Consider the following 26693-nt stretch of genomic DNA (forward strand, 5'->3'; position numbering starts at 1 on the left):
ACTCCGTTTACAGGAACACCAGTTCAAAAGGTTGCAGCAGGCAATCCAACAAGCGCGGCGGCAGCACGGGCGAACGCGGACCATCCGCTTCCAGTTGGCTGGCGTGGGCGGCCAGGGCCTTGCGCTTGCACGCCAAGGTGGCCTCGTTGAGCTCGATGCGATGGGCACGTGGCCAGGGCAGGCGCGGGTCATCCGGTTGCGCCCAATGCCAGGCCCACACCGGCACTTCCACCAACTGTGCCTTGCGCGCCAGCGCCGCCTGCGCAGCCGCTCTTCCGACGGCCTCGTGGTCAGCGTGGCCATCCCCACGCCAGGTGGCCATCAGCAGGTCATCCGGGCGCAGTACCTGGGACAGGTGATTGACCAGGAAGGCTTCCTCACGGGGCAAGGCGCCGTCCTTGAGGTTCAACCTGCGCCAGTCCAGGCGGTTGAGGTCCAGCTCAAGCTGCTGCAGGGCCTGGCGGCTTTCCAGCGGGCGCTGGCGCCGCAGGCGGTGCTCGCTCCACTGTTCGGAACCGGGGTGGCTACCCTCGCCATCGGTCGCTGAAATCAGCACCAGGTCGTCTTCGCGACCGCGAAAATGCCTCAGCAAGCCGCCGGCCATGAGGATCTCGTCGTCCGGGTGCGGCGCAATCAGTACCAGACGCCGCCCGGGCGGGCACAGCTGCTGCGGGCTTATCCAGGTGGCGCGCGCCAGGTGCGCCGCGTGCTGCCACTCGGCCCACGGGGTACCGCTGCTGGATTGAATCAGGTTTTCGCTCATAGCTTCCAGGCTCCTGCCGGCACCTGCGTCAATTGCGCGCCCAGTGCTGCCAGGTCGCGTTCGGCATGGCTCTGGCGCAAGTAGACCGGGAGGTCCGCGCTGAGCCTGGCGAAGTGGCTGTTGCGGCAGAACGGCGTAGCGCCCAGCGCCCGGCCCACATGGTGGATCACCTGGTCGACCGCCTGTTCGACCTGGGCGCGGGTGCGGCGCACCTCGAAGCTGGCGTCGGCGTCGGGTTGCCGGTCGATCCACGCGGCGCATTCGCGCAGGGCCGCGCGGGCGCCGAACAGGGCGGCGTCCACCGCTCCAAGGTGGGCATCGGCATGGGCGTCGGGGCGGGGTTTGCGACAATGCGCCCGCAAATAATCGGCCAAGGCTTCCGCGGCGCCGTACCAACAGGCGGCAATGCCTGCGCCACCGTGCCAGAAGCCAGGGCGCGACAGGTATTGCCCAGGCCTGCCGATGGCGATGCCGGGGGTGTTGTCGAATGTCACTTCGATGCTCGCCGTGGTCGCCATGCCCACGGCCTGCCAGCGGTCGATGCTCAAGCCCTGGCTTGGCTGCGCCAGCTCGATCGCCACCAGTTGCGGCTGGTCGCCATCGGCCCAGGCAGTAATCAGGGCCCGGTCGATCTGCAATGCACCTGAGCACCAGGCCTTGCGCCCGCTCAGTCGTACCTGGTCGCCCTCACGCGCAACGATGCGCGTTCGGGCATCGGGCGGCTCCGCTGCCCAGACGCCCCAGGTGCCTTCACCCACCCGGTGCGCCGCGCCACACTCGGCCAGGATCGCCAGCGCGTCGGTATGGCCTTCGTAGAGTTTGGCCAGCGCCAGGTCACAGCCGGCCACCCGTGCCAGGGTCTGCCAGCGGCGCAAGGTGTTGCCTTGCCCTGGCAGTGGCAGCAGGTCCAGATGGTCGGCCTTCAGTGCCTGGATCAGTTGCGGTAGCTGGGTGTCGAGGTTCAGGGGTTGCGGCCGCTCACCAAAAGCGCGCAACAGCCGGTCGAGGTTGTTGAGGTCGAAATCCTGGATGATGCTCATGCCATTCCCATCTGCTTGCGCATGCGCGCGGTGATCGATTGGCGGGCCTTGGCCATGTCGGCCCAGGGGTCGTCGACCTCGGCCAGGCGTTCCCGCAGGTTGCCGATATGCCACTGGTTGGCGCCCTTGAGCTGGGGCAGCTCCTCGCGCCAGATCGGTACCGACACCGGCAAGCCCTCACGGGCGCGCAGGGAGTAGGCGCACACGGTAGTGGCGCCTTTGCCGTTGCGCAGGTAGTCGATGAAGATCTTGCCGACCCGGTTCTTTGGCCCGGACACCGCGCTGAGGCGATCGGGGAACAGCCTGGCCAGGTAGTCGACGATGGCGTGGCTGAAGTCCTTGACTTCATCCCAGCCGGCCCGTCGGGTCAGGGGGACGACCAAATGCATACCCTTGCCGCCGCTGGTCTTGAGGAACACCTTGAGGCCCAGCTCGTCGAGCAGGGTAAGCGCCAGTTGGGTGGCCTCGAGCATGGCTTTCCACGGCAGCGCCGGGTCCGGGTCGAGGTCGAGCACGAAGCGGTCAGGTTTGTCGAAATCCTTGTCGGTCGCGTTCCAAGTGTGCATTTCCAGCATGTTCATCTGCACCGCGCCCAACAGGGTGTCGGGGCGGTTGATGACCATCGCCGCCTGGCCGGCTTCGGCTTTGTCGTAGGTGAGCACATGGGGGATGTGCAACTGGCCGGCGTTCTTCTGGAAAAACAGTTCGCCAGCCAGGCCGTCCGGCGCCCGCACCAAGGCTACGGGGCGGTCCTTGAGCTGCGGCAGCAGCCATTGGCTGACTGCGGCGTAGTACTCGGCGACTTGCCGCTTGGTGGCGCCGATACTGGCATCGATCACCCGCTCGGGGTGGGTCAGACGCAGTTCGCCGAGGACGTCCGGTTGTTCAACTTGCTTGCGCTTGGGCACAGTCTTGCCGGGCATGGCGCGCTCCAGGTCGATGGCGGTGGCGGGTTTGTCATCGCGCAGCCCATGGAATACCGAGTGGCGCACCACGCCGTCGCGGGTCATCTGGGCATAGGCGACTTCGGCCAGCAATTGTGGCTTGAGCCAGTGCACGCCACGGGCCTCGGCGCCGGTCGGCGGCCTGGGCAGTGCGGGCTTGGCGATTACCAGCGGTTTGAGCCGGGCATGGATGCTGTCCAGTGTGGTGGCGCTGAAGCCGGTGCCGACCTTGCCGGCGTAACGCAACTCACCGCTGTCGTTGTCGTGCAAGGCCAGCAGCAGGGCGCCGAAGCCGTTGCGGCTGCCTTTGGGGTCGGTAAAACCGACGATCACGAACTCCTGGCGTTGCTTGCACTTGAGCTTCACCCAATCGGTGCTGCGCCGGCCGACATAGGGGCTGTCGGCGCGCTTGCCGATCAGGCCTTCCAGCTCCAGGCGACAGGCGCTGTCCAACAGCGAGTCGACCGGTTGGTCAAAGTCTTCGGAGAACTTGAGCTTCTGCGACTCACTCTGCTCAAGCAGCTGGCGCAAGGCAGCTCGGCGCTCTTGCAGCGGCAGTTGGCGCAGATCGCGCCCGCCCAGATACAGCAGGTCGAAGAGGTAGTAGCTGATCCGCTCGTCGTGATCGGCGTCGAAGGCGTTCTGCAGGGCCTGGAAATCGGCCTTGCCACTTTCGTCGTTGACCACCATCTCGCCATCCAGCCACGCCGAATCGACACCCAGCCCCCGCAATGCCGCCACCTGGCCGGGCATTTTGGCGCTCCAGTCGTGGCCATTGCGGGTGAACAGGCGAATATCGTCGCCTTCGATACGTGCGAGGATGCGGTAGCCATCGAACTTCACTTCGTAACGCCAGTCACCGCTGGGAGGCGAGTCCACCAGTGTGGCCAGCTGCGGCTGCAGGTGTTCAGGCAGCGCGGCTTTCACCGCGCGGTTACGGGCAGCCGGGCGTTTCGTTTCAGGCGCCCCTCGAGGCAGCAATGTGCGGTCACTGAGCACGCTGTCCGGCTGGGCCTCGACGATGCTGTACTCGGGTTCACTGCGAGCCTCGCCATCGTGGGACTTGACCAGCATCCATTGCTCTTTCTTGCCGGCCAGGTGGGTGCGGAACAGGTTCCACACGCCATTGAGTTTTTCGCCCTGCAGACGAAAGCGCAATTTGCCCTTGGCATAGGCCTGGCGGGCATCACCTTCCGGCTCCCAGATACCCCGGTCCCAGACGATCACATCACCGGCACCGTAGTGCCCCTCGGGGATATTCCCCTCGAAGTCGGCATAGTCCAGCGGGTGGTCTTCGACATGAACCGCCAGGCGCCGCACTTTGGGGTCGAGCGAGGGGCCTTTGGGGATCGCCCAGCTTTTCAGTGTGCCGTCCAGTTCCAGGCGGAAATCGTAGTGCAGGTGACTGGCATCATGTTTCTGGACGCAGAACTGCAACGCGTGGGCGTGTCTGCCCCGAGTGCGCTGGCCACTGGGTTCGGGCGTGGCGTTGAAATCGCGCTTGCGCTCATATTCGGCAAGGGGCTTGGCCATGGCAGGCTCCCGGGTAATTCGGTGTCTGTAGTTTGGGAGGCGGCCGAGTGCATGCGAGTTCAAAAAAACTCTGAATCATCCGCAGCTTGCCGGAGTCGACCGTGTGTACCGATCTGATGGAGAGCCGCAATGAGCCGCAAAGATGAGCCCAAACCCTACACGCCGACTGAGATCGACGACACCGAAGACCGCATGGGCAGCGTCCATGAACTGGACTTCAGCGACCGCCAAGACGACCGAGAAGGCCGGGTCGGCGATGAAAGGCCAGCTGCTGAAGTGGCCCAGGAGTTCCCGGCACGCCGCGTTGCCGAAAGCGGCATGACCGGCGGCGAAGCCCTGAGCGACAGCCTGCATGAAGACAACGTGACCTACGATGACCTCAGCCCCGACACCCTGCTTGACGAAACCGGCGCCCGCGACCCCCATGAACCCGGTGGCAGCGGTGGGCCGGCGGACCAGACCCTGCGCCGGGTGGATGCCGACGAGATTGGTGGCGGCTTCGGTCTGGACGAGGCGGAGTTGGCGCGTTCCGCACCGCTGGACGGCAAACCGTGGACCGATGACGTGATCGAGGACGACTAGGCGTAGCACCCTGTGTGACCAACTGCCTTGCTCAATTTTTAAAGTTGGCGCGATCCCTGTGGGGGCAACTGGCTTGTAGAACTTCTAAACGCTTGCGCGATCACTATGGGAGCGGGCTTGCCCGCGAACACGGGCCAAGCCCGTGCCATCCACCGCAGTGCCTTCTTCGCGGGCAAGCCCGCTGCCACAAGGATTGCGCCACATTCTGGAAATTGAGCAAGCCAGTGCTCCGACAAGGGTTGCATCAGCACTCAGACGATGCTCAAGGCAAACACCCGCGTCCGCTTCGCAGGCCTATACCGGTCTGTGGCGCTGGCGCATGGCCTTGGCGCGCTTTTCCAGGATCAGGTAAGTGACGACGGCAACCATCAGCGGCACCAGGTAGTACAACGTCCGGTAACCCAGCAGCGCGGCTACCAGCGAGCCTTGGCCGAGCTGCCCATGGAGCAGGGCGAGAAACACCGTTTCGAGCACGCCGAGGCCGGCGGGTATATGCGCGACCACCCCCGCCACACAGCTGATCAGCAGGATGCCGAGAATCGATGGGTAGAACACCTCGCCTGGCAGCAGCCAGAAGATCAGCAAGGCCATCGTCGCCCAGTTGCTGGCACCTAACGCCACCTGGCACAGCGCCAGACGCAGCGAGGGCAGGGTGACTTCATGCTCACGCCAGCGCCAGGTGCGTTTTTTCGCCAGGCCGCACGCCAGCAGATAACCCACGGCGATGGCCAGCAATAGCACGCCGATCAGTCGCAGGCCGGTGGCCCCGACCTTCCAGTTCGCCGGCAGCTCCACCAGGCCCAGAGCGAACACGCTACCGGCCAGCAGCATGTAGCCCATCCAATTGGTCAGCAGGCCCAGGGTGAGAATGCGGGTGATGGTCGGCGTATCCAGGCCCAGGCGGCCGTACAGGCGGTAACGCAAGGCCACGCCGCCTACCCAGGTGGTGAAGTTGAGGTTGAAGGCATAGCACACGAACGCCACCGGCAGCACCTGCCGGGCGGGCAGACCGTGGCCGGTGTAGGCCCGGGCCAGCAGATCATAGCTGGCGAAGATCAGGTAGCTGAGCAATGCCAGCGCCAAGCCGATGGCCAGCGTGCCCGGTTTGTAGGCCAGCAGCGACTGACGCACCTCGTTCCAGTCCAAGTTGCGCGCCAGCAAGTACAGCAACACCGGTATCAGGATCAGAAATGCTACGGTGAACAACCGCTTGCCCCAGACTTTCCATGGTTTTTGCACCATCAGCCATTACCCTCGTGCAGGTCGCCCTGGGCCGCGACCTCTGGCTGCACCGAACGCAGACGTTGACGGTGCGCGGGGAACCAGCCGGCGATTCGCGGGAAATGCCGGATGACGTGAAAGCAGACGAAGATCAACGGTGCCCGCCACCAGTAGCCGCGGATCATGCGCGCCAGGGTGACCGGTTTGCATTGCTCGCTGGCCAGGGTGTGCAGGTGCTCGTACAACTGCTGGTTGAATGCCGGGTCACGGATGAACAGGTTGGCTTCAAGGTTGAACGACAGGCTCAAAGGGTCCAGATTGCTCGATCCGACCGTGGCCCATTGCTCGTCAACCAACGCCACCTTGCCATGCAACGGCCGCTGGCAATACTCACGAATACGCACACCGTCGCGCAGCAAATAGTTGTAGAGCAGGCGCGACAGCGCCCGGACCCAGCGCATGTCCGGCTGGCCCTGGAGGATCAGCGTGACCTCGACGCCGCGCCGTGCTGCGTTGCGCAGTTCGCGCAGCAGCCGGTAACCCGGGAAGAAGTAGGCATTGGCCACCACCACGCGCCGCCGCGCTGCGCGCAGGGCCTGCAGGTAGTGGGTTTCGATGTCGGTGCTGCGCAGCCGGTTGTCACGCTCGATCAGTACCGCTGTACTCTGGCCTGTAGGCTGCGTCACGGGGCGTACCTCGCTGGGCGGCTCCAGCACCGGGGCCATCAGCCTGCGGCTGGCGGCATGCACCTGCGCCACCACTGGCCCTGTCACCTCGACGGCGTAGTCCTGCTTGGCCATGGGGCCGAAATCACCCAGGTGGTCGGCGCTGTAGTTGATCCCGCCGATAAAGGCCCGTGTGCCATCGATCACCACGATCTTGCGGTGCAGGCGCCGGAACAGGTTGGTGCGCATGCCGGCCAGCCTGGGTTGCGGGTCGAAGGCGTGGAAGCTGACCCCAGCATCGGTCAGCGCGGCCACGAAGCTGTCTGGCAGGTCGGCAGTGCCATAGCCATCCACCGCAACCTCCACACGTACCCCACGCTTGGCGGCACCGATCAGTACCTTCTGCAATTGCTGGCCGACCTTATCGTCAAAGATGATGAAGGTTTCCAGCAGGATCTCTTCCCGCGCCTGGGCGATGGCCTCGAAGACGCGGGGATAGTACTGCTCGCCATTGATCAGCAGTTCGACATGGTTACCGTCAACCCAGGGTCTGTTCACAGGTGGATCTCCGCAGCCAGTGGGGCATGGTCGGACAGATGCGACCAGGGATACATGGACAGCACCTGAGCCTTGGCCGGCATGGCATTGCGCAGGTAGATACGGTCCAGGCGCAGCAGCGGCAGGCGGGCAGGAAAGCTGCGCGCCGGGCTGCCGAAGTGTTCGCCGAAGGCCTCGACCAAGCGCTCGGAGAGCACCGCATCGGCCTTCAGCCGCCAGTCATTGAAGTCGCCGGCGATGATCACCGGTGCCTGCGCCGGCAGGCTGTCGAGCCGCTTGAGCAGCAGCTGTATCTGGCTTTGCCGGTGCGCCTCGCGCAGCCCCAGGTGCACGCAGATGGCATGGACCTGCTCATGGCCCGGCACCTCCAGGCGGCAATGCAGCAGGCCGCGCTGTTCGTTGCCGTGGATCGACACGTCGAGGTTCTCGTGGTGAGCGATCGGGAATTTCGACAGCAGGGCGTTGCCGTGGTCGCCGTGGGGATAGACGGCATTACGCCCATAGGCGAACTGCGGCCACATGCTGTCGGCGAGGAATTCGTACTGTGGCGTTTCTGGCCACGCCGGGTGGCGCTCGGCGTGCTGCTGGTGGCTGCCGTGCACTTCCTGAAGGAACACCAGGTCGGCGTTGGTGGCGCGCACCGCTTCGCGCAACTCCGGCAGAATGAAGCGCCGGTTGAACAGGGTAAAGCCCTTGTGCACGTTGATCGTGAGCACGTTGAGGCGGTGCACCGTAGTGACCTTGTCGATGATGCAACGCGGCGTGGGCAAGGTCTTGTTCACAGCGCCACCTCCGGAGTCACGCCCGGTTCGGTGAGCAGGTGATAATCGAGCTTGAGCTTTTCCAGCAGGCGACGCGCATCGTAGGGCGCATGCACTTTCTGATCGTTGTCGAAGTAGCAGTAGATATCGCGTGAGGCTCGCCTGGGCGGCGCTCCAGGCACGATCAGTCGGGCATCGTCGGCCTGGCTGCCCTCGGCCCAGGCTTGAATGCGCTGTTTCCAGCGGCGCAGGGCGCGCGCGGTGTAGCCACTGCTGTAGAGTTCGACGTCACCGTGCAGGCGCAGGTAGACGAAGTCGGCCGTCACATCCTCGACATACGGCCACTTGCCCGCGCTGTCCGCCACCACCAGTGCCACGCGGTGCCTGCGCAGCAACTTGACGAACGTTTCGCAAAGGAAGCTCTCGTGGCGGATTTCCACGGCATGGCGCAGCCGCACATTGCCCTTGATCGCGGTACCACCGTTATCCTTGAGGCGTTCAGCGCAGCCCTTGGCACAGGCACGTGCAGCCTTGCGGTCCTTGGGCAGCATCTGCAAGAAGCGGCTGAAGCGCGCTTCGTCGAACTTCATGTTCGGCGGAAACTGCCACAGGAACGGCCCCAGCTTGTCGCCCAACAGCAAGGGCCCAGAGGCAAAGAAGTTGGCAATGGGCTCTTCGATGTCCTTGAGCCGGCGCACATGAGTGATGTAGCGCGGGCCTTTGACGGCGAAGATGAAGTCGCCCGGCGCCTCGTCACGCCAGTGCTGGTAGCGTTCGGGCGTTTGCAGGCTGTAGAACGAGCCATTGATCTCGATGCTGTTCACCGCCCGCGAGGCAAACGCCAGTTCACTGTCCTGGCGCAGGCCCTTGGGATAGAAGTCCTTGCGCCAGGGGCCATAGCGCCAGCCGGAAATACCGATGCGGATATCGCTCACGCTGCTGTCCTCATAGCCTGCTCCATAGCACGTCACTGTGAAGTTGCGACCGGAGCAGAGCGGTAAGGGTTCAGCGCATGTGATCGAAGGCAGCGTTGCGGGGTCGAGTTGAACTTTGCCGCCGTCAGCGATTCCACCGGATAGCGGATAGGCAGCACAGGAGAGCGTTGGCATGAAATTCGATCGTTTCTGTCAGGGCCTGGCCAACTGGACCGGGCGGCCTTGGGCGTTCGGCGTGGCCTTCCTGTTGATTCTGGTGTGGGGTATCACCGGGCCGCTGTTCGACTTCAACGACACCTGGCAATTGGTGATCAACACCTCGACCACCATCATCACCTTCCTGATGGTGTTCCTGATCCAGAACACCCAGAACCGCGACAACGACGAACTGCATATCAAGGTCGACGAGTTGCTGCGCACCACCCGCCAGGCGCACAAGGCACTGCTCGACCTCGAGGACATGGACCCGGCCGAGCTGCACGCCTTGCGCAAGCAGTACCAGCAACTGGCCAAGCGCAGCGACGACGGGCAAACACCGAAGGAATGACCTGCCAAGACCGGAGGCAAGCATGGCCAGACATATCGTTCACTTTACCGGGCCGATCAATTCATCTACCTGCGGCAATCTGATCAACACCTGCTCGCGCGCCATGCAGCAAGGCGCTGACCTGCTGCAGCTGAACATCGCCACCATGGGCGGGGAGTGCAGCTACGGCTTCACCCTGTACAACTTCCTGCGCAGCCTGCCGATCAGTGTGCATACCCATAACCTGGGGACCGTCGAGTCGATGGGCAACATCATCTTCCTGGCGGGCGAACACCGCACGGCGTGCAGCTACAGCAAGTTCCTGTTCCACCCGTTTCACTGGACGTTGCACGGTTCGGTGGACCATGCGCGCATGGCCGAATACGCCATGAGCCTGGATTACGACTTGCGTCTGTATGCACAGATCGTCGCCGAACGTACCAAAGGCAGCAGCGAAGTGCTGGATGTGCCGCGTTACCTCATGGCCTATCCGCGGATCCTCGGGCCCAAGGAGGCGCTGGACTGCGGGATGATCCATGCCATCGATGAAATGCCGATAGAGGCCGAGGTCAATCAGTGGAGCGTGCATGCCTGAATCAGGGCATGCTCAGCGCACCGAGGCGGCAAGGGTGCGGTCGCAAGCCAGCAGCGACTGGATCAACGCCTTGATCTCACCATTGAGCGCCGACATCTGGTCCAGGTGCTGGAAGCGGCAGTCGGCAATCTCATGGTCGGCAGACGGCTTCGGGGCATGGGTGAACTCGGCCTCGAACACATAGTGCATGCGCTCGCCGGCCTCGAAGCGCATCAGGAAGGTCAGTGCATCAGCCTGCAGCCCGGTCTCTTCGCGCAATTCCCTCTCTGCCGCCTGCAGCGGTGTCTCGCCTGGCTCGATCTTGCCACCGGGCAAGGTCCACGGCGCCTTGGATTTGCGGACCCACAGCCACTTCTGAGACTGCTTGCCATGCCGGCAGATGATGGTGACGCGGTGTTTGACTGGCTTCATGCAGGCTCCTGCGGCGTTTCCCTGTTTCATAAGGGTTTGTCCGCAAGCATGCAAAGAACGTTCTGTTTAACCTGCAAATTGACCTGCAAGCGGCTCAGCAGGGCACCGAGCCGCTGAGGGCCTCGATGGCGTCGACCAGCTCGTCATAGCCTACCGGCTTGTTCAGATGGCGATCGAAGCCAGACTGACGCGACTTGTGCTGGTCGGCGCTGGCACCGTAGCCGGTGAGGGCAATTGCCGGCGTGTGACGCAGGTGGGCGAGGCCGCGCAGGGCCCTGATCAGCGCGTGGCCGTCCATCACCGGCATGCCGATGTCCGAGATGATCACGTCATAGTGGCCGCTGGCTGCGGCCTGCAGCGCCTTCAGCGGGTCGCTGTAGGCCGAGACTTCGGCGCTTTCCATCTCCAACAACTGTTGCATGACCTCCAGTACATCGGTCGAGTCGTCGACCAGCAATACCGTCGTGCCTTGCAGCCGCCCCTCGCTGAAAGGTTCGGGGGCATCGGACTGCAGTTGCAGACCGGTGTCGCACAACGGCAGGCGCACGGTAAAGGTGCAGCCCTTGCCAAGCCCCGCCGAGCTGGCTTCGACACTGCCGCCATGGGCTTCGGCGAGCTGGCGTACCAGTGACAGGCCGATGCCGAGGCCTTCACGGCCATGGCTGGCGGACTGCGGCGCCTGGCTGAACAGGTCGAAGATATGCTCCAGGTTGTCGTGGCTCAGGCCCACACCCTGGTCTATTACCTGCAGACGTGCCTGGGTTTCGTCGTGGCTCAGCACCAGGCGAATGTCGCCGCCTGGCGGGCTGAACTTAAGTGCATTGTTCAACAGGTTCCAGACGATCTGCTCCAGGCGCGTCACGTCACCCTCGATCATCAGCGGCAAGTCATCGGCGGGTTGCTCAAGGCGCACCGGGCACGGATGCTGCTCGTTGAGCACCACCGCGTGGATGCCCCGAACGATGGCACCGAGGTCCACCGGCTCGGTCTTGAGCTTGAGCTTGCCGGTGCGAATACGCGCCACGTCGAGCAAGTCATCGATGATCCGAGCCTGGCTGGACACGGCTTCGCAGATGGTGGCAACGGCCTTGCTGGCAGCGCCGATGTTCTTGATCGAGGGGAGCCGGCGGAGGATTTCGGCATTGAGCTGGATCAGGTTGAGCGGGTGCTTGAGTTCGTGGGACATCACCGCGAAGAACTCATCCTTCATGTGGCTGGTGCTCTGCGATTCGGCCAGTTGCTTGCTCAGGCGCTCTTCACCCAGGCGCACGCGCTCTTCCGCGGCGTGGTTCTTGCTGATGTCGATGAAGGTCAGCACGGTGCCGTCGATCTTCTGCTCGCTTGACCGATAGGGCAGCAGGCGCGCCAGGTACCAGTGATCGTCCTGGGCACCGATCTCGCGTTCGATGATGGTTTCACCCTTGGCCACGGCACGGGCGTCATCGGCCAGGGACGGGTAATCCAGGCGGTGGGTGATATCCAGCAACGAGCGGCCGGTATCCACCGGCAGCATGTTGAACAGATCGGTGGCGCGCGGGGTGAACCAGCGAATGTGCAGGTTGCGGTCGACGAACACCGTGGCGATGTCGGTCGAGGCGATCAGGTTGCTCAGGTAGTCGTTGACCTTGTCGGTTTCCTCGACCTTGGTCTTGAGCTCGTAGTTGACGGTGAGCAGCTCCTCGTTGATCGACTGCAGTTCTTCCTTGCTGGTTTCCAGCTCTTCGCTGGCCGAGCGCAGTTCTTCGTTGATGGCCTGCATTTCTTCGTTGGAGGCGGTCAGCGCTTCGCTGGAAATCTCCGACTGCTCGATGGTTTCCTGCAATTGCAGGCGGGTACGCTGTAATTCGCGCTCCAGGTTGTGCAGGACCATGCTGTCGGTCTGGCGGATGACCCCGGGCAGCGGCAGCGTTGGGTCGGGCGCTCGCGCCTCGAACACCACCAGCAGGCATTCGCCGGTGTTGTGCTCGTCCTTGAAGGGTTGCACGGTGATCTCCACCTGCTGCCGGTTTTCGTCATCGCCAAGGTCGACCGGCCGCGAGGTGACGGCCTCGGTGCCCTGACGGGCCTGGAACAGCGAGCTGCGCAAGGCCAGGCGCAAGCTCGGCAGTACCAGGTTGAGCAGGTTGCGGCTCGGCTCGCCTCCTGTCAGTTGCAGGTAAAGCCCGACGCCGTCGCTCATGTGCAGGATATTGCCGTCGCCATCGATGATCAGGCTTGGTGGCGTGCGCCGGGCCAGGGCCCGATGGTGCATTTCGGCATAGGACGGCTTGCGCCCGGGCTTGGCCTTGGCCTGCAGCACCTGGGCCAGAGTGGCCATGTTCGCACCGGGCAACTGCCGGCCGGAGCTGCGGCCGGCCGGGCTGACGTCACGGGCGCGGAAGATACGGTTGCGCTTGTCCACCGGGACGAACAGTTCGCCGGCCACATCGGCCGATTCGGACGTGCCCAGAAACAGGTAGCCACCGCTGCGCAGGGCATAGTGGAACATCTGCAGGATGTCGTGCTGGATTTCGCGGTCCAGGTAGATCAGCAGGTTGCGGCAGACGATCAGGTCGATCTGCGAGAACGGCGGGTCCGACAACAGGTTGTGGCGGGCGAACAGCACCTTCTCCCGGACCTCCTTGCGCACCCGGTAGTGCTGGTCTTCCTTGACGAAGAACTGGCGCAGCCGGGTAGGCGGCACGTCGGTGACGATCGCTTCGGGGTAGGAAGCCGCGCGGGCGATGCCGATGGCGCGTTCATCAAGGTCGGTGGCGAATACCTGGACCTTGCTTGCACGTTGCTCCAGGGCCAGCTGCTCAGTTACCAGCATGGCCAGGCTGTAGGACTCTTCGCCGGTGGAGCAGCCGGCCGACCAGATGCGGATCTCGCGATTGTCTTCGCCTTCGCTGACCAGTTGCGGCAGCACATGGCGCTCCAGCGACTCGAACGCCTCGCGGTCGCGGAAGAAATTGGTCACGCCGATCAACATGTCGCCCAGCAACGCTCGGGCTTCGCCAGTGTGCTGTTCCAGGTAGCGCAGGTAACCGCCAAGATCAGTCTGGCCGGTCACGTGCAGGCGGCGCTCGATCCGCCGCAGGACGGTGGCGCGCTTGTAATGCTGGAAGTCATGGCCGGTGGCACTGCGCAGTTGCAGCAGGATCTCGTCGAGCAAGGGCTCTGCGGCCTGGGCATCGCCGGCGCGGGTGCCCAGGGCTGGGGGCAGGGTATCGTCTTCGATTTCCGGCAGTTTCACCTGGCGCGCAGTGCGCCACAGCTCCATCAGCTTCTGTGGCATCTCGGCAGCCGGCAGCACCACGTCGACCATGCCGGTTTCGATGGCCGCGCGCGGCATACTGTCGTACTGGGCGTCGTCCGGGGTCTGCGCCAGGGTCACTCCGCCTTGTTCCTTGATCCGCGACAGGCCGACCGCGCCGTCGGCACCGGTGCCTGACAACACCACGCAGAAGGCGTGGTCCTTGTGCACGTCGGCCAGGTCACGGAAGAACAGGTCGATCGCCACGTGGTCGCCGCGTCGGCGGTTGGCAGGGGTGACGCGCAGGTAGCCATCGTTGGTGGACAGGCGGTTGGCCGGGGATATCACGTAGACATGGTTGCGCTCGATCGGCACGGGCTCGGTGACCTGGCGCACAGGCATCGGCGTTGCTTCCTGGATAATCCGGTCGGCCACGCTCTGGTGGTCGGGCGACAGGTGCAACACCACCACGAAGGCCATGCCGCAATCGCCGGGCATCTGCTGGAACAAGGTACGGATGGCTTCCAGCCCGCCAGCCGAGGCGCCGATGCCGACTACCGGGAAGTCCAGGTGGCTGGGGCTCAGCGCGGGGTTTTGCGGCGATGCGGGTTGCTCAGTCATGGAAAAGCCTTATGCAGACCTGGGGTGCCCTACGAAGCGTCGCCGGGCAGCTGGGCGAGCATTATAGGCCGCTCGCCGGCTCAGCCGCGAGGCAATGCAGTGTGAGGCCGCTTGCAGTTGTGACAATTGGCATTCAGGAAAATTGCCGGATGCAAAACCCCCTTGCGCAAGCATTTCTTCCGATGGCCTTTGGCGCCGCCCGTCAGGGGCACGCAATCGGATTGAGCAGACCTCGCCATCGCTTGTTCGGAACTAAGGCATGGCACCGTTTCATGCGCCCAATCCATCCGCATCGCAAGGAGAAACGACATGGCTGGTGATCAACAACGGACCGGACAACGCGGCGGCACCAAGGAGACCAATCCTGGCAACTTCGCCAATGACCGCGAGCGGGCTTCCCGTGCCGGCCACAAGGGTGGCCAGGCCTCAGGTGGCAACTTCGCCAACGACCGGCAACGGGCATCGGAAGCTGGCCGCAAGGGCGGGCAGAACAGCCACGGCGGAGGCCGCCAGCAGCAACCGTAACCACGTTCGCCGGGGCCCGTCGGCGCGGCTGGCGGGCCGCCTGCCTGCTCGTATGGGCGTTCGCCGACCAACAGGCGCGTTGTCGCAAGGTCATCGAGGTACCTGACCCCGCCATTTGAATTGTTGGACAATCTTTTTGAATCTTTCCCAGGCAGCGTCACTCCATGACAGTGTCATCCATGGAGAAGAGGAGGGCCGCGCGATGCCTAGTCCCCAGCTGTACATTATCGATTACCTGCTGCATGGCCAGCCACACAGCTTCATTATCCGGCTCGAGAAGATCGATAACGCCGAAGCCTGGCACTGGGCAAGTTGTGATGCAGGGATCGGTATCATCCCGAAATTCGGGCGAGAGAAGATCAGGAAAGTCAGCCGGCCGATGGCCGAGCGCTACGGGATAACCGCAGTGAGTTGGCGGCTGTCCGGAAGTCGGCCCAGCCAGGCAGTCAGTGATTCCAGTGTGACCAACTGATCTTCATGCACCGGATTCGGGGTCGCTGGCAGGCACCCCGGGACGGTTCTGCTGGTCATCTGTGAGGTCAGGATCGGTATCCGGGTCGTCTGCCCGGTCATTGCCGTTGGCCGGCTCCAGTTCCGGCCAGTCGTCCTGGGCGCTGCCGCCGCCCATGTGCAGTATCAGATTCATGATGGCACCCTCGCTCGTTGAAAAAAGGCCCACCCAACGGTGGGCCAGGCACAGGAGTGAGGGGCAATGCCATTGACCACCCCTCATGGATTGAGAGTGCCGGGCACCCCGGCATGATCAGTCGCAACCCCATTGGCACCGACCGACGGTATCAGGTGCCGCTGTACTTCACTGCTGCCGCCGTGCGCGAGGTGACATTGAGGGCCTTGAGCAAAGACGACACGTGAATGCGTACGGTGAACGGCGAGATGTCCAGGGCGCGGGCGATTTCCTTGTTGGTCTTGCCTTGGGCGATCAGGCGCAGCACCTCGTGCTGGCGGTGGGTGAGCTGTTCCAGCTCGCTGGCATTGCCCAGGCTCGGCAACAACCCCGAAGGGCTATACCTGACCAGCACTTCGCCGTCACGGATGGCCAGAATCGCCTCCCCGAGCTCGTCGGGGGCAACGCTCTTGCCGATGAAGCCATCCACGCCACTGGCCATGACCTGTTCGATCAGCGCCGGGTCATCGACCATCGACACGATGATCAGGGTGGTACGGCGCAACAGCTGGCGCAGTTCGGCCAGCCGTTCGAGGCAATCGAGCCCCGGGAAGCGCAGATCGAGAATGAGCGTGTCCGGCACCTCGCCCTGGCGGGCCAGCGACAGCACCTGCTGCAGGTCGCCGGCTTCTTCGAGCTGCGCCTGTGGCAGTACCCGCTGCACGGTACGGACCATGGCTTCCCTGAACAGCGGATGGTCGTCCGCCACGATGATGCGGCACGTCACGTCCTGACACTCCCTGTGAACGACGGTTTTCCCGACCATGCTAACTTAGCAGGCGACCACGGCGAATGCTGCGCCAAGAGGGCGTTTATGCGACCCCGTGCACAAGGACGTCGACCATGGACTACAACAAGAACACCGAACTCGACCAGGCTAACCTGCGCGTCATCGTCTCCAGTTGCGCACTGGTCTACATCACCGTGCTGGGTTTTCTGCCGGGTGAATCGATCGACAGCTACCTGCCGGTGATCTACTACATCATCAGCTTTATCGCGCTGTCGATCGGCCTGCGCCAGGCCATCGCCCGCTGGCCTGGGCACTACCCGTGGCGGCGGGTGCTGGGCATCGTGCACGACTACACCGGCACCTGCTTCGGCCTGGTGCTTGGCGGCGAAGCGGCGCTGCCACTGTATGCGGTGATGGTCTGGGTCAACCTCGGCAACGGCATGCGTTTCGGTACCCGTTACCTGGCCGTCGCCACGGTACTGGCGCTGACCGCACTGGTCGCGGTGTACCAGCTCAACCCTTACTGGCAGGCCAACCCGTTCATGGTACTGATGCTGCTCACCACCAGTACGGTGATCCCGCTGTACGCCCATATCCTGCTGGAGCGCACGCGCAAGGCCTCGGAGCTGGCGATGGCGGCCAACCGGGAGAAATCGCGCTTTCTGGCCCAGGCCAGCCATGACCTGCGCCAACCGATCCACTCCATCGGCCTGTTCACCGCGTGCCTGCGTGAAGCGCCGCTGGCCGAGCAGGAGCGGCGCCTGGTGGATAGCATCGACCGCTCGCTGCTCAACGTATCGCAGCTGTTCCGCTCGATCCTCGACCTGTACACCCTGGACAATGGCCGCGTGCAGCCGAAGTACGAGGTCTTTGCCTTGCATGAGTTTTTGGCCGAACTGCTGCGCCAGAACGCCGAGGCGGCGCGCTGGGCTGGCGTGGAAATGCGCCTGCGCCCCAGCCGTTACTGGACCCGTGCCGACCGCGGCATGCTCGCGACCATGGTGCAGAACGTGCTGTCCAACAGCTTCAAGTACGCCGCCGGGCGGCCGTTGCTGATTGGCGTGCGACGTCAGGGTCAGGCCCTGGCCATCGTGGTCCATGATCAGGGGCGCGGGATCGATGAGGCGCATCAGGGCCTGGTCTTCGAAGAGTTCTACCGGGTACGCCAGGTACGGGACAAGGATGTCGAGGGGGTTGGCCTGGGCCTTTCGATCGTCAAGCGCCTGGGGCAGTTGATGGGGTTGCAGGTGCAGCTGCGTTCGCACGTGGGGCGTGGCACGGCGGTGAGCCTGCAGGGCTTGCCGCGCCTGGCGGCACAACCGGTGGCCCGCAGCAGCGACCAGCAGGTGTTGCAAAGCGCGATGTTCAGTGGCCTGAAGGTGTGCCTGGTGGAGGATGATCACAACGTCCTGCGTGCGACTTCGGCGCTGCCGCAGCGCTGGGGCTGCGAAGTTGAAGCGCATGCTTCCCCCCAGGGGCTGGTCAGCGCGTGTGACGTGATTGTCGCCGACTACGACCTGGGCCAGGAGGCCACCGGGGTCGATTGCATCGACAACCTGCGCGCACAGCGCGGCTGGGAGGTGCCGGCATTGATCATGACCGGGCATGACCTGGAGAAGATCCAGGCGATCGTGCAGGGGCGCAATATCGAGCTCTTGGCCAAGCCTGTGCGCCCGGCGCAATTGCGCGCGGCCCTCTGGGCCTTGCGCGAGGTGCCGGCGGCGCCGGAGCGGGAGCGCGGCGCCGAGGGCAGAGGCGGCATCACTGCAGGATGATCGCCTGGCCTTCCTTCAGGCAGGACGGGGTCGGTTCATAGAGGCCCATGCTGCCCACCGCGACGATGGCACCGCTGGGCATCTGGCAGTTGTACTCGCCCTTGGCGGTGGTAGCCGTGTAGTAGGTGATGGTGCTGTCACTGCGCACATTGGCGACCTTGCTGACCGGGGTGTTGAGTGCGAACTCGGCACGCTCCTTGAGGGTCTGGTCGGAAGGTTTGATGGTCTGGCAGCCGGCGACGGTGAACAGGACAGCGGCGCTGAGCAGGAGTTTGGCGGGTTTCATGGTGGATGGCTTCCTTGGCGTAGGGTGTGGCGGGTGGCCGGACTATAGCGCCGAGGAGCGGGCAGGGCATTAGGGCAGATGTACGAGGTGGCTATGTGCCTTTACGTGCTGCCTGTGCCGGCCTCTTCGCGGCTAAAGCCGCTCCCACAGGGACCGCACATGGCTTGAGGTTTGCGCTGTACTTGTAGGAGCGGCTTCAGCCGCGAAGAGGCCGGCACAGGCTATATGCCTCTGGCGAACAGATCTCAGATTGAGGTTTTCACAAAACCGGCAGATCACTGTTTCAGAGCAGGTCAGGTTTTTTTCAGAACCAGGGTCAGAATGTCATAACTGGCCACCAGCTCACCGAGCTGGTTGGTCACCTCCACATCCCAGGCCACCACACCTTGCGGCTGCCCCAGCGGGCTGGTCTTGCCCTGGTCGATCTTGCGCTTGCAGGTCAGCCGCGCCTGGATGGTGTCGCCGATCCCGACCGGGTTGATGAAGCGCAGGGTGTCCAGCCCGTAGTTGGCCAGCACCGGCCCGGCACCTGGCGAGACGAACAGCCCGGCGGCGGCGGAAAGCACGAAGTAGCCATGGGCGATGCGCTTGCCGAATTGCGACTCCTTCGCCGCGATCTCGTCGAAGTGCATGTAGAAATGGTCACCCGACAGGCAGCCAAAGTTGACCAGGTCGGCTTCGGTCACGGTGCGCCGGTGGGTCAGCAGCGATTCACCGATGCGCAGGTCGTCGAAGTAGCGGCGGAACGGGTGTACCTCGGTCTCGATCACTTCGGCGCCGCGCACGTATTCGCCGGTCACGGCCGTCAGCATGCTTGGCGAGCCTTGCACCGCGGCGCGCTGCAGGTAGTGCTTGACCGCACGCAGGCCTCCCAGCTCCTCGCCACCCCCGGCGCGGCCAGGGCCGCCGTGCTTGAGTTGCGGCAGCGGCGAGCCGTGTCCGGTGGACTCCTTGGCCGCTTCACTGTCGAGCACCAGCAGGCGCCCGTGCCAGGCGGCGGCCGCAGGAATGGCCTTGGCGGCCACGGCGCGGTCGGCGGTAACCAGGGTCGCCACCAGGCTGCCTTTGCCGCGGGCGGCCAGGGCCAGGGCTTCGTCCAGGTCGTCGTAGGCCATCAGCGTGCTGACCGGGCCGAACGCCTCGATGTCATGGGCACCGCCCTCGGCATGCGGGTCGCGCGCTTGCAACAGGGTGGGGGCGAAGAACGCGCCTTCGGCAACGCCTTCGCCACGCGGGGCAAAGCCGTCGTTGGCGCCAAACAGCTGGTCGCAGCTCTGCAGCAGGCTGCGCACGCGCTCGCCGACGTCGCGTTGCTGGTCGTGGGAGGCCAGGGCACCCATGCGCACGCCTTCCACCGACGGATCACCGACCACCACCTTGCTCAGGCGCTCGCGCAGGCGGGTAGCCACCGCATCGATATGCCTGGCCGGGACGATGGCACGGCGGATGGCGGTGCACTTCTGCCCGGCCTTGGTGGTCATTTCCCGCGCCACTTCCTTGATGTACAGCTCGAACTCTTCGCTGTCCGGGCTTACATCCGGGCCGAGGATGGCACAGTTGAGCGAGTCGGCCTCGGCAGTGAACGGCACCGAGTTGCGAATCAGGTTGGGGGTGACGCGCAGTTTCGCGGCCGTGTCGGCAGAGCCGGTGAAGGTCACCACGTCCTGGCCCTGCAGGCGGTCGAGCAGGTCGCCGGTGCTGCCGATCACCAGTTGCAGGCTACCCGCTGGCAGCAGCCCGGAGTCGTTCATCAGGCGCACCACGGCTTCGGTCAGGTAGCTGGTGGAGGTAGCGGGCTTGACGATGCACGGCATGCCGGCCAGGAAGGTCGGCGCGAACTTTTCCAGCATGCCCCAGATCGGGAAGTTGAAGGCGTTGATGTGCACGGCCACGCCGGCACGCGGCACCAGGATGTGGCTACCGGCAAAGTGGCCCTGCTTGCCCAGCGGGATCGCCGGGCCTTCGTGCACCAGGTTGCCCGATGGCAGCTCACGGCTGCCGATGCCGGCATAGCTGAACAGCGTGGCGTTGCCGCCTTCGATGTCAATCCAGCTGTCGGCGCGGGTGGCACCGCTATGGTGCGACAGCGCGTAGAGCTGTTCCTTGCGCGCGGCCAGGTACAGGGCCATGGCCTTGAGGCGCTGGGCGCGTTGCTGGAAGTCCATGGCCATCAGCTCGGCCAGGCCGCGCGCGCGGGCAAATGCCACAGCCTCGGCGAAATCCGGGCGTTCTTCGTGGCTGTAGGCCAGCACATGGCCGTCCAGGGCGCTGCGCAGGGCCTGGGCGCCGTGCTGGCCGATCCAGCGGCCGGCGATGAAGCTCTGCAGGGTTGGGGCGTCAGACATGCTGTTTTCCTCGTGTGGGCGCTATTACCACAGCGCCAGGGTGTAGCCGATGATCAGGCGGTTTTCGTCCACGGCGTTGGTCAGGCCATTGCCGGAACGGAAGGTGACGTTGCGCCAGCGCAGGCTGACGTCCTTGAACGGGCCGCTCTGGATGACATAGGTGAGGTCGCTGTCGCGTTCGCGCTCGCGGCCATTGCTGAGCGTGGCGGTTTCGGCGTGGCGGCCATCGGTGTAGCGGGTCATGAAGCTCAGGCCGGGGATGCCCAGGGCGACGAAGTCGTAGTCGTAGCGCAGCTGCCACGAGTCCAGCCCGGCGCGGGTGAAGGTGTTGTAGGTCACCAGGTTGACGGTGAACGGGTCGCCGCCGTTGACGAACGGGAAGGCGCTGTCGCCGGACATCTGTTGCCAGGTGGCGGTGAACTTGTGGGCCCGCACACCGAGGGTGAACATGGCGTTGAAGTTGCGGTTGTCGATCTTGCCGGCGCGCTGGGCGCCATCGTCTCGGCTGTCAAAGTAGCGCAGGTCGCTACGCAGGCTCAGGCCCTCGCCCAGCGGGCGGGTATCGATCAGGCCGACAAACTGCTGGCGGTAGATGTCCTGCAGCTTGGCGTAGTAATAGCTGACGCTGGTCTGCGGGGTGAGCGCGTAGCTGCCGCCGCCAAAGTCGAGGTGGTCACTGGTAGCGGCGCCATAGCCCATGTCGTCGCGGCCGGAGGAATCGCGCAGGTTGACCTTGCTCAGTCGCCCGGCGTTGAGGGTCAGGCCGTCGATGTCCTGGCTGGTCAGCTGGCCACCCTGGAAGGTCGAGGCCAGCAGGCGGGTGTCGTTGTACACCACCACCGGCAATATCGGCTGCAGGGTGCCCAGGCGCAGGGTGCTCTTGGCCACCCGCACCTTGCCGGTCAGCCCCAGTTCGCTGTAGTCGTCGACCGGTTCATGGCTGCTTGCGCCGAACGGCAACAGGCCGGTGTTGCGCCGGTCAGGGCTGGAATCGAGCTTGACGCCCAGCTGGCCCATGGCATCGAGGCCAACACCGACCAGCCCCTCGGTGAAGCCCGATTCCACTTTCGCGGTAAAGCCCTGGGCCCATTCCTCGGCCTTGGCCTGGGGCGCGGTGCTCTGGCGGAAGTCGCGGTTGATGTAGTGGTTGCGCAGTTCCAGCCGAGCGTGGCTGTCGTCGATGAAGTCCGCCAGCGCCGGCAAGGGCAGGGCGAGGGTGGCCAGCCAGGCGGCCGATTTGAGGTGCATGCGGTTCATTGTTGTTATACCCGACATTGTCAAAGATCAGTGCTTGCTGGCGCCGGCGGCGCCGATACCGGTCATGGAGCGGATGAACTGCGCCAGGTAACGGCCGCGCTCTTGCTTGGCCCGCTCCGAGCTGTCGCTGACCGAGAACGCCCAGGCGCCGAGGAACGCCAGGCTCATCGAGAACAGCGCCGGGTTGCTGTAGGGGAACAGTGCCGTCTGGTTGTGCAACACGTTGACCCACACCGCAGGGCCGAGCACCACCAGCACCACCGCCGAAACCAGCCCGGCCATGCTGCCGCACACCGCGCCACGGGTGGTCAGGCCCTTCCAGAACATCGAAAGCAGCAGCACCGGGAAGTTGACCGAAGCGGCAACTGCCAGCACCAGGCCGGACAGGAAGGCGATGTTCTGCGACTCGAACACCAGGCCCAGCACCACGGCGAGCATGCCGATGACAAGGGTGGCGATCCGCGACACGCGCATTTCCTCCTGTTCGCTGGCCTGGCCCTTGCGCACCACGCAGGCATACAGGTCGTGGGACACCGCCGAGGCACCGGACAACGCCAGCCCGGCCACCACGGCCAGGATGGTGGCGAAGGCCACGGCAGAAATGAAGCCGAGGAACAGGTTGCCACCCACGGCCTGGGCCAGGTGCACGGCGACCATGTTGCCGCCACCGATGATGGCGCCCGCCGCGTCGCGATACGCAGGCTCGGTACCGACCATGACGATGGCGCCGAACCCGATGACGATCAGCAACAGGTAGAAGTAGCCGATGAAACCGGTGGCATAGAACACGCTCTTGCGCGCTTCCTTGGCGTCGCTGACGGTGAAGAAGCGCATCAGGATATGCGGCAGGCCGGCGGTGCCGAACATCATGCCCAGGCCCAGCGAAATCGCATCCACCGGGTTCGACAGCAGGCCGCCCGGGGCCATGATCGCCTGGCCCTTGGCGTGCACCGCCACGGCGCTGGCGAACATCGCTTCAGTGCTGAAACCAAAGTGCTTGAGCACCATGAAGGCCATGAAGCTGGTACCGGACAGCAGCATCACCGCCTTGATGATCTGCACCCAGGTAGTGGCCAGCATGCCGCCGAAGGTGACGTAGGCGACCATCAGCACACCGACCAGCATCACCGCGTACAGGTAGCTGATGCCGAACAGCAGCTCGATCAGCTTGCCGGCACCGACCATCTGCGCCACCAGGTACATCAGCGCCACCACCAGGGTGCCGAACGCCGAACTCAGACGCACCGGGGTCTGTGCCAGGCGATACGACACCACATCGGCGAAGGTGTACTTGCCCAGATTGCGCAGGCGCTCGGCGATCAGGAACAGGATGATCGGCCAGCCGGCCAGCACCCCCAGGGCATACAGCAGGCCGTCGTAGCCATTGAGGAACATCATCGCGGATATGCCGAGGAACGACGCCGCGCTGATCATGTCCCCGGCGATCGCCAGGCCGTTCTGCATGCCGGTCAGGCCGCCGCCGGCGGTGTAGAAGTCACTGGCCGAACGAGTACGCAGGGCTGCCCAGCGGGTCACCAGCAAGGTGAAGCAGACAAACACCATGAACATCGAGATGGCAGTCCAGTTCATTGTGCGCACTCCTGCTTGACCTTGTCGTTGAGCGGGTCGAGCACGTTGTTGGCGCAGTGCACGTAGATGCCGGTAAGGGCGAACGACAGCAGCACCATCAGCACGCCAACCAGCATGCCGACGGTGGTCACGCCGCCGCTCAGGGACTGGCCGAGGGTGCTCGGCGAGAACGCCACCAGCAGGACGAAGCCGTAGTAGATGACCAGCATCGCCAGGGTCAGGCCGCCGTTGAGGCGGCGTTTGCGCTGGACCAGGTGCTGGAAGTCGGGGTGGTTGGCGATGCTTTCGATGTGTTCCGGGGTCATGGCAAGCGATCTCTTTGGTTTTGTAATTGTTGTAATCAGGTCACTTTGGGGTGTTGCTGATGGCCTCTCGCGGATAAATCCGCTCCTACAGGCCGGCGCTGTACCTGTAGGAGCGGATTTATCCGCGATGCAGGCGACGCGGTATCAGAGCTGGTCGAAGTCGAGCACCACCTTGTCGCTCACCGGGTAGGTCTGGCACGACAGCACATACCCGGCCGCCACTTCGTAGTCCTCCAGGGCATGGTTGCTGTCCATCTCCACCTCACCCTCGATCACCCGGCACTTGCAGGTCGAGCACACCCCGGCCTTGCACGAGTAGGGCAGTTCGGCGCCGATGGCATTGCCGGCATCCAGCACGTTCTGGGTGTTGCGCGGCAGGTCGAAGCTCAGCGCGCGGCCGTCGCTGATCACGGTGATATGGCTGAGCGCCGAATCCACCTGGCGTGCGGCCTCACGGGCTTCGCGACGGGCTTCATTGCCGGCGGCGGCGAACAGTTCGAAGTGGATGCGCTCCTTGGCCATGCCGTTGGCCTGCAGGCTGTCGCGCACGGTCTCGGTCATCGCCTGCGGGCCGCAGATGAACGCGGCGTCAAGGCCAGACACGTCCATCCAGCGCGAGAACAGCTGGCCGCACTTTTCGGCGTCGATGCGGCCGTTGTACAGGTCGACATCCTGCTGCTCGCGGCTGAACACGAAAATCAGGTTGAGGCGGTCGAGGTAGCGGTTTTTCAGGTCTTCGAGCTTGTCGCGGAACAGCGCGCCGGAACTGGAGCGGTTGCCGTACAGCAGGGTGAAGCGGCTGTGCGGCTCGCGGGCCAGGGTGGTGGCGATGATCGACAGGATCGGCGTAATGCCGCTGCCGGCGGCCACGCCCAGGTAATTGCCCTGGCGCGCCGGGTCCAGCGGCACGAAGAAGCTGCCCGAGGGCGGCATCACGTCCAGCTGCTGGCCGGCCTTGAGCACTTCGTTGGCAAACGCGGAGAAGCGCCCACCGGGCACGCGCTTGACGGCCACCCGCAGCTCGCCATCCTGCACGGCGCTGCAAATGGAGTAGGAACGGCGGACTTCTTCGTTGCCCAGCTGGGTGCGCATCACCAGGTACTGGCCCTGGGTGAAGCGGAAGGCCTCCTGCAGGTGCGCCGGCACGTCGAAAGCGATCGACACGGCGTCACGGGTCTCGTTGCGCACTTGCTTGATGGTCAGGCTGTGAAACTGGCTCATGGTGGTCTCCACGGCTCAAATGCATTTGAAATAGTCGAACGGCTCCAGGCAATCGCGGCAGCGATACAGCGCCTTGCAGGCCGTGGAGCCGAACTGGCTGAGCAATTCGGTATGGCGGCTGCCGCATTGCGGGCAGCACACGTCTGGGGTTTCGCCGAGCAGGCTGCGCTTGCTGGCGCTGCCTTGCGGCGGGGCGATGCCATAGGCGCGCAGGCGTTCGCGGCCCAGTTCGCTGATCCAGTCGGTGCTCCAGGCCGGGGTCAGCCGGCGCTCCAGGTCCGGCGCGGTGAAGCCGGCCTGCTCCAGCGCCTGGCGAATATCACCCTCGATCACCTCGGTGGCCGGGCAACCGGAATAGGTCGGCGTAACCACCAGGTGCAGGTGGCCGGCTCGCCAGCCCAGATCGCGCACGATCCCCAGGTCGACCACGCTGACCACGGGCACTTCCGGGTCCATGACCTGGCCCAGTACCTCCCAGGCCTTTGCCAGGTCGCCGCTTTGCTGGGCGCGGGCGCCGCGGTCGCCGGCAATCAGCTCACCAGGTTGCATCGGGGTAGGCCCTTGGCAGGAACTGCATTTCTGCCAGCAGCAAGCCCAGGTGCTCGGTGTGCAGGCCCTGGCGGCCGTTGAGGTAGAAGTGGCTGGCGGCCTTGGGCAGCGGCAGCTCGACCGATTCGAAGATCGCGCTCACCTGTTTCAGCCAGGCCGCAGCGACCGCCGCCGGGTCGGCGGCAATGCCCGCCTGTGCCAGTTGCACCTCGTTGTCGCTGCCGGCGCTGAGCTCTACGGTGAAGCGCCACAGCGCCGGGATCGCGTCGAGCATGCGCCGGCGGCTTTCTTCGGTGCCGCCACCCAGGCGCTGCACCCATTCGGCAGAGCGGCGCAGGTGATAGGTGACTTCTTTCAAGGCCTTGGCGGCAATGCCAGCGATACGTTCGTCGTTCGATTCGACCAGGCCCTGCAGCACGGCATGGTGCCAGGCGTCGTAAAGGAACTGTTTGGTCATGGTCACGGCGAAGTCGCCATTGGGTTGCTCGACCAGCAGCAGGTTGCGGAATGCGCGCTCGTCGCGGCGGAACGCCAGGGCATCGGCGTCGCGGCCGTCGTCCAGCAGCTCGGCGGCGTACTCCAGCCAGTTGCGCGCCTGGCCCACCAGGTCGAGGCCGACGTTCATCAACGCCAGTTCTTCTTCCAGTGCCGGCGCGTGGCCGCACCATTCGCACAGGCGCTGGCCCTGGATCAGGGCGCTGTCGCCGAGCAGCAGCAAATACGGGATCAGATCGTGCTTGTGCATGGCCAACCTCACATGTGCCCGACTTCGTCGGGCAGTTCGTAGAAGCTGGCGTGGCGGTAGACCTTGTCGTCCGAGGGGGCGAACAGCGGGTCTTTCTCGTCGGGCGAGGAGGCGGTGATCAGCGCCGACGGCACCACCCACAGGCTCACGCCTTCGCTGCGGCGGGTGTACAGCTCGCGGGCGTTCTCGATGGCCATGGCGGCGTCGGCGGCATGCACGCTGCCGACATGCTTGTGGTTAAGGCCGTGCTTGCTGCGCACGAACACTTCGTAGAGGGTCCAGACAGACAT

25 protein-coding genes and 1 pseudogene are annotated in these 26693 nt (G+C 64.5%); 6 read left to right on the forward strand and 20 right to left on the reverse strand.

Features of this window, described 5'->3' with window-relative positions:
- Nucleotides 1-7: 7 nt before the first annotated feature.
- Genes ACIPZ5_RS18030 through ligD form a run of 3 tightly spaced genes read right to left on the reverse strand, consistent with a single transcriptional unit; the run spans nucleotide 8 to nucleotide 4280 of the window.
- The gene (locus ACIPZ5_RS18030) at nucleotides 8-763 is read right to left on the reverse strand and encodes a PIG-L deacetylase family protein (protein ID WP_261939961.1); all 756 of its coding nucleotides are present in this window, start codon (nucleotides 761-763) and stop codon (nucleotides 8-10) included.
- On the reverse strand, nucleotides 760-1803 hold the full coding sequence (locus ACIPZ5_RS18035) for an acyl-CoA dehydrogenase (protein WP_400809923.1): 1044 nt from the start codon (nucleotides 1801-1803) through the stop codon (nucleotides 760-762). The genes ACIPZ5_RS18030 and ACIPZ5_RS18035 overlap by 4 nt, the downstream gene beginning before the upstream one ends.
- Nucleotides 1800-4280, reverse strand: a complete 2481-nt coding sequence (gene ligD, locus ACIPZ5_RS18040) for a DNA ligase D (RefSeq protein ID WP_400809924.1) — start codon at nucleotides 4278-4280, stop codon at nucleotides 1800-1802. The genes ACIPZ5_RS18035 and ligD overlap by 4 nt, the downstream gene beginning before the upstream one ends.
- 129 nt (nucleotides 4281-4409) lie before the next feature.
- On the opposite strand from ligD, the gene ACIPZ5_RS18045 reads away from it, so the two are divergent.
- Nucleotides 4410-4862, forward strand: coding sequence for a phosphotransferase system, HPr-related protein (locus ACIPZ5_RS18045; protein ID WP_400809925.1), 453 nt, complete (start codon nucleotides 4410-4412; stop codon nucleotides 4860-4862).
- A gap of 294 nt (nucleotides 4863-5156) precedes the next feature.
- Here ACIPZ5_RS18045 and ACIPZ5_RS18050 read toward each other — a convergent pair whose 3' ends face one another.
- Genes ACIPZ5_RS18050 through ACIPZ5_RS18065 form a run of 4 tightly spaced genes read right to left on the reverse strand, consistent with a single transcriptional unit; the run spans nucleotide 5157 to nucleotide 9002 of the window.
- Nucleotides 5157-6104, reverse strand: a complete 948-nt coding sequence (locus ACIPZ5_RS18050) for a lysylphosphatidylglycerol synthase domain-containing protein (protein ID WP_400809927.1) — start codon at nucleotides 6102-6104, stop codon at nucleotides 5157-5159.
- Nucleotides 6104-7306 (reverse strand): cardiolipin synthase ClsB, encoded by a 1203-nt coding sequence (gene clsB / locus ACIPZ5_RS18055; RefSeq protein ID WP_400809929.1) that lies wholly within the window; start codon nucleotides 7304-7306, stop codon nucleotides 6104-6106. The genes ACIPZ5_RS18050 and clsB overlap by 1 nt, the downstream gene beginning before the upstream one ends.
- Nucleotides 7303-8088: an endonuclease/exonuclease/phosphatase family protein gene (locus ACIPZ5_RS18060; RefSeq protein ID WP_400809930.1), complete on the reverse strand. Its 786-nt coding sequence runs from the start codon at nucleotides 8086-8088 to the stop codon at nucleotides 7303-7305. The genes clsB and ACIPZ5_RS18060 overlap by 4 nt, the downstream gene beginning before the upstream one ends.
- Nucleotides 8085-9002 (reverse strand): DUF72 domain-containing protein, encoded by a 918-nt coding sequence (locus tag ACIPZ5_RS18065; RefSeq protein ID WP_400809932.1) that lies wholly within the window; start codon nucleotides 9000-9002, stop codon nucleotides 8085-8087. Before ACIPZ5_RS18065 ends, ACIPZ5_RS18060 begins: the two co-directional genes overlap by 4 nt.
- Nucleotides 9003-9174: 172 nt before the next feature.
- On the opposite strand from ACIPZ5_RS18065, the gene ACIPZ5_RS18070 reads away from it, so the two are divergent.
- Together ACIPZ5_RS18070 and ACIPZ5_RS18075 are read left to right on the forward strand one after the other, a co-directional pair.
- Nucleotides 9175-9549 (forward strand): low affinity iron permease family protein, encoded by a 375-nt coding sequence (locus ACIPZ5_RS18070; protein WP_400809933.1) that lies wholly within the window; start codon nucleotides 9175-9177, stop codon nucleotides 9547-9549.
- 22 nt (nucleotides 9550-9571) lie between these two features.
- Nucleotides 9572-10123, forward strand: coding sequence for an ATP-dependent Clp protease proteolytic subunit (locus ACIPZ5_RS18075; protein ID WP_400809935.1), 552 nt, complete (start codon nucleotides 9572-9574; stop codon nucleotides 10121-10123).
- A 12-nt stretch (nucleotides 10124-10135) separates the two neighbouring features.
- Here the strand turns inward: ACIPZ5_RS18075 and ACIPZ5_RS18080 are convergent, their stop codons facing one another.
- A complete protein-coding gene (locus ACIPZ5_RS18080) occupies nucleotides 10136-10534 on the reverse strand; it encodes an NUDIX hydrolase (RefSeq protein ID WP_400809937.1) in 399 nt (132 codons plus the stop codon).
- Between the two features lie 94 nt (nucleotides 10535-10628).
- Nucleotides 10629-14390: a CheR family methyltransferase gene (locus ACIPZ5_RS18085; protein ID WP_400809939.1), complete on the reverse strand. Its 3762-nt coding sequence runs from the start codon at nucleotides 14388-14390 to the stop codon at nucleotides 10629-10631.
- Nucleotides 14391-14699: 309 nt separating this feature from the next.
- On the opposite strand from ACIPZ5_RS18085, the gene ACIPZ5_RS18090 reads away from it, so the two are divergent.
- Entirely contained in the window at nucleotides 14700-14915 is a 216-nt protein-coding gene (locus ACIPZ5_RS18090; protein ID WP_261939949.1) for a general stress protein, read from the forward strand.
- A 202-nt stretch (nucleotides 14916-15117) separates the two neighbouring features.
- Entirely contained in the window at nucleotides 15118-15387 is a 270-nt protein-coding gene (locus ACIPZ5_RS18095) for a DUF6555 family protein (protein WP_400809941.1), read from the forward strand.
- A 3-nt stretch (nucleotides 15388-15390) separates the two neighbouring features.
- On the opposite strand, the gene ACIPZ5_RS18100 is transcribed toward ACIPZ5_RS18095, so the two are convergent.
- The gene (locus tag ACIPZ5_RS18100; RefSeq protein WP_400809943.1) at nucleotides 15391-15561 is read right to left on the reverse strand and encodes a hypothetical protein; all 171 of its coding nucleotides are present in this window, start codon (nucleotides 15559-15561) and stop codon (nucleotides 15391-15393) included.
- 151 nt (nucleotides 15562-15712) lie between these two features.
- The gene (locus tag ACIPZ5_RS18105; RefSeq protein ID WP_261939946.1) at nucleotides 15713-16327 is read right to left on the reverse strand and encodes a response regulator transcription factor; all 615 of its coding nucleotides are present in this window, start codon (nucleotides 16325-16327) and stop codon (nucleotides 15713-15715) included.
- A gap of 116 nt (nucleotides 16328-16443) precedes the next feature.
- Between ACIPZ5_RS18105 and ACIPZ5_RS18110 the strand changes: the two genes are divergently transcribed.
- On the forward strand, nucleotides 16444-18105 hold the full coding sequence (locus ACIPZ5_RS18110; protein WP_400809944.1) for a hybrid sensor histidine kinase/response regulator: 1662 nt from the start codon (nucleotides 16444-16446) through the stop codon (nucleotides 18103-18105).
- Here ACIPZ5_RS18110 and ACIPZ5_RS18115 read toward each other — a convergent pair.
- From ACIPZ5_RS18115 to paaB, 9 genes and pseudogenes are all read right to left on the reverse strand, one after another.
- The gene (locus tag ACIPZ5_RS18115) at nucleotides 18092-18391 is read right to left on the reverse strand and encodes a hypothetical protein (protein WP_313711937.1); all 300 of its coding nucleotides are present in this window, start codon (nucleotides 18389-18391) and stop codon (nucleotides 18092-18094) included. The genes ACIPZ5_RS18110 and ACIPZ5_RS18115 overlap by 14 nt on opposite strands.
- A gap of 293 nt (nucleotides 18392-18684) precedes the next feature.
- The gene (gene paaZ / locus ACIPZ5_RS18120; protein ID WP_400809945.1) at nucleotides 18685-20736 is read right to left on the reverse strand and encodes a phenylacetic acid degradation bifunctional protein PaaZ; all 2052 of its coding nucleotides are present in this window, start codon (nucleotides 20734-20736) and stop codon (nucleotides 18685-18687) included.
- 24 nt (nucleotides 20737-20760) lie between these two features.
- On the reverse strand, nucleotides 20761-21993 hold the full coding sequence (locus ACIPZ5_RS18125; RefSeq protein WP_400809947.1) for an OprD family porin: 1233 nt from the start codon (nucleotides 21991-21993) through the stop codon (nucleotides 20761-20763).
- Nucleotides 21994-22020: 27 nt separating this feature from the next.
- Nucleotides 22021-23589: pseudogene (locus tag ACIPZ5_RS18130) on the reverse strand (cation acetate symporter); the annotation flags it as partial.
- Nucleotides 23580-23888 (reverse strand): DUF485 domain-containing protein, encoded by a 309-nt coding sequence (locus tag ACIPZ5_RS18135; protein ID WP_400809948.1) that lies wholly within the window; start codon nucleotides 23886-23888, stop codon nucleotides 23580-23582. The gene ACIPZ5_RS18135 and the pseudogene ACIPZ5_RS18130, both read right to left, overlap by 10 nt.
- 144 nt (nucleotides 23889-24032) lie before the next feature.
- Nucleotides 24033-25109, reverse strand: coding sequence for a 1,2-phenylacetyl-CoA epoxidase subunit PaaE (gene paaE / locus ACIPZ5_RS18140; RefSeq protein ID WP_400809949.1), 1077 nt, complete (start codon nucleotides 25107-25109; stop codon nucleotides 24033-24035).
- A gap of 15 nt (nucleotides 25110-25124) precedes the next feature.
- Nucleotides 25125-25658, reverse strand: coding sequence for a 1,2-phenylacetyl-CoA epoxidase subunit PaaD (gene paaD / locus ACIPZ5_RS18145; protein ID WP_400809950.1), 534 nt, complete (start codon nucleotides 25656-25658; stop codon nucleotides 25125-25127).
- The gene (paaC, locus tag ACIPZ5_RS18150) at nucleotides 25645-26403 is read right to left on the reverse strand and encodes a 1,2-phenylacetyl-CoA epoxidase subunit PaaC (protein ID WP_261939938.1); all 759 of its coding nucleotides are present in this window, start codon (nucleotides 26401-26403) and stop codon (nucleotides 25645-25647) included. The genes paaD and paaC overlap by 14 nt, the downstream gene beginning before the upstream one ends.
- Before the next feature lie 8 nt (nucleotides 26404-26411).
- Nucleotides 26412-26693 (reverse strand): 1,2-phenylacetyl-CoA epoxidase subunit PaaB, encoded by a 282-nt coding sequence (gene paaB / locus ACIPZ5_RS18155; RefSeq protein ID WP_004374528.1) that lies wholly within the window; start codon nucleotides 26691-26693, stop codon nucleotides 26412-26414.

The sequence above is a fragment of the Pseudomonas sp. NPDC089428 genome (genome assembly GCF_044749325.1).
Classification (GTDB): Bacteria; Pseudomonadota; Gammaproteobacteria; order Pseudomonadales; family Pseudomonadaceae; genus Aquipseudomonas.